Origin of the sequence: Tahibacter caeni, from assembly GCF_024609805.1 — a bacterium.
Classification (GTDB): domain Bacteria; phylum Pseudomonadota; class Gammaproteobacteria; order Xanthomonadales; family Rhodanobacteraceae; genus Tahibacter; species Tahibacter caeni.
Genome location: NZ_JANFVR010000254.1, coordinates 1 through 7,200 on the forward strand (window position 1 = coordinate 1; position 7,200 = coordinate 7,200).

7 protein-coding genes are annotated in these 7,200 nt (G+C 67.4%); 1 reads left to right on the top strand and 6 read right to left on the bottom strand.

Annotated elements, in window-relative coordinates; all coding sequences use genetic code 11:
- The 3 genes from NON22_RS17780 to phaE form a co-directional block, all read right to left on the bottom strand.
- A partial coding sequence (locus tag NON22_RS17780; protein ID WP_257388284.1) for a hypothetical protein occupies positions 1 to 273 on the bottom strand: 273 nt, incomplete at its 3' end.
- A 221-nt stretch (positions 274 to 494) separates the two neighbouring features.
- Positions 495 to 1,559 carry a class III poly(R)-hydroxyalkanoic acid synthase subunit PhaC gene (locus NON22_RS17785; RefSeq protein WP_257388285.1) on the bottom strand — a complete coding sequence of 355 codons (1,065 nt, stop codon included), beginning with the start codon at positions 1,557 to 1,559 and terminating at the stop codon, positions 495 to 497.
- Between the two features lie 11 nt (positions 1,560 to 1,570).
- Complete coding sequence (gene phaE / locus NON22_RS17790) at positions 1,571 to 2,656, bottom strand: class III poly(R)-hydroxyalkanoic acid synthase subunit PhaE (RefSeq protein WP_257388286.1); 1,086 nt, start codon at positions 2,654 to 2,656, stop codon at positions 1,571 to 1,573.
- Between the two features lie 245 nt (positions 2,657 to 2,901).
- Between phaE and NON22_RS17795 the strand changes: the two genes are divergently transcribed.
- On the top strand, positions 2,902 to 3,480 hold the full coding sequence (locus NON22_RS17795; protein WP_257388287.1) for a hypothetical protein: 579 nt from the start codon (positions 2,902 to 2,904) through the stop codon (positions 3,478 to 3,480).
- Positions 3,481 to 3,691: 211 nt separating this feature from the next.
- On the opposite strand, the gene NON22_RS17800 is transcribed toward NON22_RS17795, so the two are convergent.
- From NON22_RS17800 to rpsO, 3 genes are all read right to left on the bottom strand, one after another.
- A complete protein-coding gene (locus tag NON22_RS17800) occupies positions 3,692 to 4,156 on the bottom strand; it encodes a tetratricopeptide repeat protein (protein ID WP_257388288.1) in 465 nt (154 codons plus the stop codon).
- Between the two features lie 376 nt (positions 4,157 to 4,532).
- Positions 4,533 to 6,638 (bottom strand): polyribonucleotide nucleotidyltransferase, encoded by a 2,106-nt coding sequence (gene pnp, locus NON22_RS17805; protein WP_257388289.1) that lies wholly within the window; start codon positions 6,636 to 6,638, stop codon positions 4,533 to 4,535.
- Positions 6,639 to 6,662: 24 nt separating this feature from the next.
- Complete coding sequence (rpsO, locus tag NON22_RS17810) at positions 6,663 to 6,926, bottom strand: 30S ribosomal protein S15 (RefSeq protein ID WP_425507999.1); 264 nt, start codon at positions 6,924 to 6,926, stop codon at positions 6,663 to 6,665.
- Between the last annotated feature and the right edge of the window lie 274 nt (positions 6,927 to 7,200).

A 7,200-nucleotide genomic window follows, 5' to 3' on the forward strand; every position in this document is an offset into this window, starting at 1 on the left:
GGCCGGCGAGGAAGACGCGGCCGCGCGCCGTGCGAAGCCGGCGCAGCGCGAGCGCGATGCCGCCGCGGCAGCGAAAGCCCCGCCGAAGCGCCGGGCCGCGAAGAGCGGCGCGAAGCGAGCGACGGTGAAGCCCGCGGCGGAAAAATCGGCCGCGAAACCCGCCGTGAAGAAAGCGACCGCGAAGTCCCCGGCGAAGAAGGCGACGGCCACGTCTGCCGCGCCGGCGAAAAAACCGCGCGCCGCCAAGGCGGCGGCCGCCGCGAAGCCCCGCACGCGTCGCGGCGAAGCTACGGGTTCCTGAAACGCCGACGCGCCCGCTGCCAGGCTCGCCCCGGCGTCGAATTCGCAGCGGTGGATTCAACGCATCGTGCCGGCGCCTGGCCCCGCGCGACGCCGGCGGGAATCGAGCCCGCGGTATCGTCCCTCTTCCCTGCCGGAAGAGGGATTCCGGACGCGCCGCGATCGCGGCATGCGGGCGGCACCGCGGACGTCGATCAGGAACGCTTGGCCAGCCAGTCGTGGATCGCCGGCGGCACTTCGCGCTGGGCGCGGCCTGAGACGTAGATGCCGATGTGGCCACCCTTGAAGGCGATCTGCGAATAGTCGCCGCTGCCGACCGCGCCCTGGAGCGCGCGCGAGGCGGCCGGCGGGACGAGGTGATCCTGTTCGGCAAAGATGTTCAGCACCGGCGCGGTGACGTTCTTCAGATCCACCGCCTTGTCGCCGATGCGCAGGCCGCCCTTCAGCAGCTTGTTGCCCTGGTAGAAATCCTTGATGAACTGGCGGAACGCTTCGCCGGCCTGGTCGGGCGAGTCGAAGATCCACTTTTCCATGCGCAGGAAATTTTCGAGCTCGGTCTTGTTGTCGAGGATGTCGACGAGGCCGACGTACTTCTGCTGATTCAGGCGCAGCGGCTTCAAGGTCAGGTAGCAGTAGTTCATGAGATCCGCCGGCACGTTGCCGAGCGTGTCCACGAACAGGTCGACGTCGAGCTCGCGCACCCAGTGCGACAGCATGTTGTCCGGCGTGTGGAAATCCACCGGCGTGACCATCGTGACCAGGTTGCGGACCTTCTCCGGATAGATCGCCGAGAAGCACAGCGAGAACGCGCCGCCCTGGCAGATGCCGAGCAGGTTGATCGCGTCCACGTCGTGGGACTTGCGCAGGAAGTCGACGCAGCGGCGCAGGTAGCCGTTGATGTAGTCGTCGAGGGTCAGGTACTTGTCAGAGCCGTCCGGATAGCCCCAGTCGACGAGATAGACGTCCTGGCCGAGCGCGAGCAGGTTCTTGACCATCGAACGGTCGTCCTGCAGGTCGACCATGTACGGCGTGTTGACGAGTGCGTAGCAGATCAGCAGCGGCGTCTTCGCGGTCGGCGCCTTGGTACCCTTGAAGCGGTACAGGGTCACCTTGTCGTCGCGATAGACGGCTTCCTTCGGCGTCACGCCGAACGTGACCGGGTCCAGCGAGCGCAGGGTCTGCGTGCCGGCCGACAGTTTCTGCTGCAGTTTCAGCGCCTCGTCCAGCGCCTTCTGCGGTTCGATGCGGATGGGGCCCATGGCGACGATCCTCAGCGCTTGGTCTTCTTGGACGCGGCAGCCGGCCTCGCGGCGGCCTCGGTGGACTTGGCGACTGCCGGCCTGGCGGTCTCCGGCTTCGCTGCCGGTTTGACGCCGGCGAGCTCGCGCTTGAGCGCGGCGACTTCGGCGCGCAGCGCAGCGATCTCGCCGGAAAGGTCCGCGGCCGCGGATTCCTGCTGCGCCTTCAGATGCCGGCGCAGCTCCTGCACCGACTTCTCCACGCCTTTGAGCTCGCTGCGCGTGGGCATGCCGAGCTGGCGCGTCTGCTGCTCGACCTCGGTCTGGATCAGCGAACGCACGCGCATCTGCGCGTTGACCATGGCGCCGTAGGCCTTGCGGAATTCCTCCGACAGCGCGATGTCGGCGTAGGCTTCTTCGGCCGCGTCGATCCACAGGTCGTAGACCGCGCGCACCGAGTCGAGCTGCCGGCCCGGCTCCTCGCGCTCGGCGAGCTTGGACTGGAAGCGGTCGAAGCCCTGCTGGCTGGCCTTGAGGATCAGCGCGTTGTAGCGGTTGGTCTGTTCCTGGTAGTCGACGAGCGCCGCGCCGAGCTGCTGCCAGCGCTCCTGGTGCTCGCGCGCGAGACCGAAGGCCGGCATGCCGAGATTCGCCAGCAGTTCCTGGCGGAACGGGCCGGCCGCGCCGCGGCCGAACTCGGCCATGAGCTGCTCGAAGCCCTTGGCGCCCTGCCCGGCCAGATCGCGGAAACCGGCGCCGAGTGGATTGTTCCACAATGCCGGATCCATGCCCGGCACGTTGAAGCCGTTGCGCAGCGCCTCGGTCCAGGCCATGGCCGAACCGCCGCCTTCCTGGCCGAGCGCCGTGTTGAGCAGCGACTGCATCAGGCCGACGTAAGACTTCGCATTCGCAGCGACGCGGTCGACGAGATCGCTCTGCTGCGCGCTCTGGCCGAACAGCTGGGTCCACTGGTCCAGCGCGGCCTGCCACGGCGCGTTCGCGTCGGGCTTGCCGAAACCGTTCGGCGGCATGACGCCCTGACTCTTCCAGCCGTCCCAATAGCGCTGCGCCAGCACCTGCCACTGGTTCATCCAGTCTTGCGCGGAATTCGACGCCATAAGCCCTCTCCGAAATGCGGCCGGATGCTACCCCGCCGCGTGTTGCACCACAACGAAACGGATTGCCGAGCGTACCGCATCGGCATGTCCCTGCGATGCAGCCTCGCGTGCGGCGACGAGCCGCAGCGCGACCGCAACGCGTCTGCCCGGCCGACGCGGGTTCGCTTCGCGGCCGCGGCCGCGTTCTTCGCAAGGTCCGCGGCAGGCCGCGGCGACACCCTCATCCGCTCCCGAACGAAAGCCCGATGCGAACCCTGCTCATGCCGATTCCGCTCTTCTCCGTGCGCCGCTGCCTGGCTCTGCTGCTGGCTCTGGCCGCGCTGCTGTCCGCCGCGTGCCGCTTCGTACCGAACACGCCGCAGGAATATTTCAGCCGCGCCGCGCTCAACGCGAACGCGGTCGCGGCGTTCGGCAGCGCCTGGTTCCGCGTGCACGACTGCGGCAACCTGCCGTCCGGCACGCCGGCGGCGTTCGACAGCTGCGAAAAGCTGCTGCAGGACTCGATCCGCCAGCTCGAAGGCCACATCGAGCGCGCCGACGCGCTGTACCGCACCGACGAGACGCGGCCGATGATCGAGGCCGGACTGGATCTGTATCGCTACGTGCTCGACAGCTACCGCGGCGATCATCTGCAGGTCGCGCGGCTGCTCGATGCGAAGGCACCGCCCGAGCAGGTCGGGCAGGCGCTGCAGGCGCTCGATGCGAAGAGCTACGCCGGCTTCGAGCAGCGCTACGACAAGGTCTGGGGCATTGCCGAGCAGTACGCCAAGGCCCATGGCATCAAGCTGATCACGACGCGGACTTCACCGCGGTCGACGCGCTGACCTGGCGGGTCGCCGGCGCCGCCGCGGCGGCGATTGCGCAACACGCTCCGCCCGCACCCGAAATACGCGGCCGCGGTTTGCCGCGCCGCCCGGGCTCGCGGGCATTCGCGCGCCACCCGCTGCCTTCGGTTACCGGACGACGCCGCGCCCCGGTCCGGGGTCGGCGCAGCGAGCCGGGGGCGATGCGGCACGACGGTCTCGCCGGTGCGGCTCAGGACGGGAATCCCGCCTTGGCCAGGCCCTCGGACAACAGCGCAAGGTTCACGCGGCTCCGGATCGGCAACCAGTCGGCCAAGGCGTCCAGACGCAGCAGCGGAGCGAGTTCCTGCAGGTGCGCAGCGGTTTGCTGCGCTTCCTGCTGTTTTCCGAGCATGGCCTGGCTGGCGGCGAGTATCGCTCGAGCGACCGTAAGGCTCGGCAAGCTCCGTATCGACGTTTCCGCCCACGAGGCAGCCGCGGCAAAATCGCCCAGAAAGTAGTGCGCGATGGCCATGCCGACCTGCATCCGGTAAAGCTCCGGGTCCACCGGACTCAGGTACATGGCACGCGTGAAATGTTCGACGGCCCGTTCGGTCTGCCCGTACAGCAGATGGCAGAACGCACCGAGAAACCAGGCGGCGGCAAGATTGGGATTCGACGCCTGTGCCTGATTCAGCAGCGCGACGCCTTCGGCCAAGTCGCCGGCCAGATGGCAGAGTGCATGACCGCTGCGCGCCAGGGCGACGGCGTCGTATTTTCCGAGCTCGACGGCGCGGCGTGCGAGCCGTACTCCCCTCGGCCGTCTCCGCGGGGCGATCCTGCATCCAGCCATTGATCTTGCGTCAGCAATCGATCCCGCTCGGCCGGATGCGGCGCGCCTGCATGTCGGGGTGCCGGCCGTCCCGACGACATAGCATTGCCGATCAGCTCGTCGGCGATGCGACAGCGTCGTCGCAGACGCCGGAGCGACGATACCGTCCAGGCGAAGTTCGGCGTCACAGGCGAAGTTCGGCGTCATCGGAAACAAAAAAGCCGGCGCTAGGCCGGCTTTTTTGCTAACGCCTGGATCGGGCTCAGGCCGAAGCCTGTTCGTCTTCGAGCACCGCCTTGATCGACAGGCGGATGCGGCCCTGCTTGTCGACTTCGAGCACCTTGACGCGGACCATGTCGCCTTCCTTGAGCTTGTCGGAGACCTTCTCGACGCGCTCGTTGGAGATCTGCGAGACGTGGACGAGACCGTCCTTGCCCGGCAGGATCGTGACGAAGGCGCCGAAGTCCATGAGCTTGGCGACCTTGCCTTCGTAGATGCGGCCCGGTTCGACGTCGGAGACGATCATCTCGATGCGCTTCTTGGCCTCGTCGGCCGCGGCGCGGTTGACCGAGGCGATTACGATGCTGCCGTCGTCCTGGATGTCGATCGTCGTGCCGGTCTCTTCGGTGATCGCGCGGATGACCGAACCGCCCTTGCCGATGACTTCGCGGATCTTGTCCGGGTGGATGCGCATGGTCAGCAGGCGCGGCGCGAATTCGCTCATTTCCGAGCGGGCCGAGGTGATGACCTTGTTCATCTCGCCGAGGATGTGCAGACGGCCCTGCTTGGCCTGCTGCAGCGCGACGCGCATGATTTCCTCGGTGATGCCGTCGATCTTGATGTCCATCTGCAGCGCGGAGATGCCGTCCTGCGTACCGGCCACCTTGAAGTCCATGTCGCCGAGGTGATCCTCGTCGCCGAGGATGTCCGACAGCACGACGAAGTCGTCGCCTTCCTTGACGAGGCCCATCGCGATGCCGGCGACCGGCGCCTTCAGCGGCACGCCGGCGTCCATCATCGCGAGCGAGGAACCGCAGACGGAGGCCATCGACGAGGAACCGTTCGACTCGGTGATCTCGGAGACCACGCGCAACACGTACGGGAATTCCTCCATCGACGGCTTGACCGCCTGCACGCCGCGCTTGGCCAGACGGCCGTGGCCGATTTCACGGCGCTTCGGGCCGGCCATGCGGCCGCACTCGCCGACCGAGAACGGCGGGAAGTTGTAGTGGAACAGGAAGGTGTCCTTCGACTCGCCTTCCGGCGCATCGATGATCTGCGAGTCCTTGGTCGTGCCGAGCGTGACGGTGACCAGGGCCTGCGTCTCGCCGCGCGTGAACAGCGCCGAGCCGTGGGTACGCGGCAGCACGCCGACGCGGATGTCGATGCCGCGCACCGTATCCAGCGCACGGCCGTCGATGCGGACCTTGGTCTTCAGCACGCCGTCGCGCATCGTGCGGTATTCGATGTCGCCGAGCGCGAAGCCGATCTCGCTGTCGCTCCACTTGTTTGCGGCGGCCTGTTCGGCGATCGCGGCCTTGACTTCGCTCTTGAGCGCGGACTGGGCGTCGCGGCGCGCGAGCTTGTCGCGGATCTGGAACGTCGCGGCGAGGCGGTCGCCGATCTGCGCTTCGAGCGCGGCGAACAGCGCGTCGTTGCGGGCCGGAGCCGTCCAGTTGAAGGTCTTGCGGCCGGCTTCGGCGGCGAAGGCCTCGATCGCGGCGATCGCGCTCTTCAGCGCGTTGTGGCCGAACGTGACCGCGCCGAGCATGACCTCTTCGCTGAGCAGCTTGGCTTCGGATTCGACCATCAGCACGGCGTTGGACGTGCCGGCGACGACGAGCTCGAGCGACGAGTTCTTGAGTTCGCTGACGCTCGGGTTCAGCACGTAGTGGCCGTCGATGACGCCGACCTTGGCCGCGCCTATCGGGCCCTTGAACGGAACGCCGGCGAGAACCAGCGCGGCCGACGCGCCGATCAGGGCCGGGATGTCGCCGTCGATTTCCGGATTCAGCGACATGACCGTCGCGATGATCTGGATCTCGTTGCGGAACTCTTCCGGGAACAGCGGCCGGATCGGCCGGTCGATCAGGCGCGAGGTCAGCGTTTCCTTTTCGGTCGGACGGCCTTCGCGCTTGAAGAAGCCGCCGGGAATGCGGCCGGCGGAATAGAACTTTTCCTGATAGTCGACGGTGAGGGGGAAGAAATCCTGCCCCTCGCGCGCCTTGCCGGCCGCCACCGCCGTGACCAGCACGACGGTACCGCCCATGCTGACCATGACTGCACCGCTAGCCTGGCGGGCGATTTCGCCCGTTTCCAGCGTGACTTCGTGATTACCGTACTGGAACGACCTGGTTACTTTCGCCACTGCCATCTCCTCGGTGCTGTGCGCTTAGCGGCGGATGCCGAGGCGGTCGATCAGGGTCTTGTAGCGGGTGGCGTCCTTGGCCTTCAGATAGGCCAGCAGGCGGCGGCGCTGGTTGACCATCTTGAGCAGGCCGCGGCGGGAGTGATGATCCTTGGCGTGCTTGGCGAAGTGGCCGGCGAGGCTGTCGATGCGGGCCGAGAGCAGGGCGACCTGGACTTCGGGTGAGCCGGTGTCGTTCGGCACGCGGCCGAAGTCGGCGAGGATCTTCTGAGTTTGTTCGACGTTCAACATTTTTTCGTGACCTTGAAAGCTAGACGAGGCTTGTGCAGCGCGACCGGATACGTTCGATGGCGCTGCACAAGCCCCGCGGGGGGTGAATTGTCAAGAGAGCCGCGGGATTTTAACGCCAGACGCCGCGGCGCAACAAGCCTGCAAGATTGGCGGCCGGTTCAGCCGCCCGCCGGCCGGGCGCGGCCGGACCGGATTCAGGCCGGCAGATTCAGGCCGCGGCGCACGCGCAGCAGGCCGGCGGCGTCGACCTCGCCGAGCGCGAGCAGGCGGC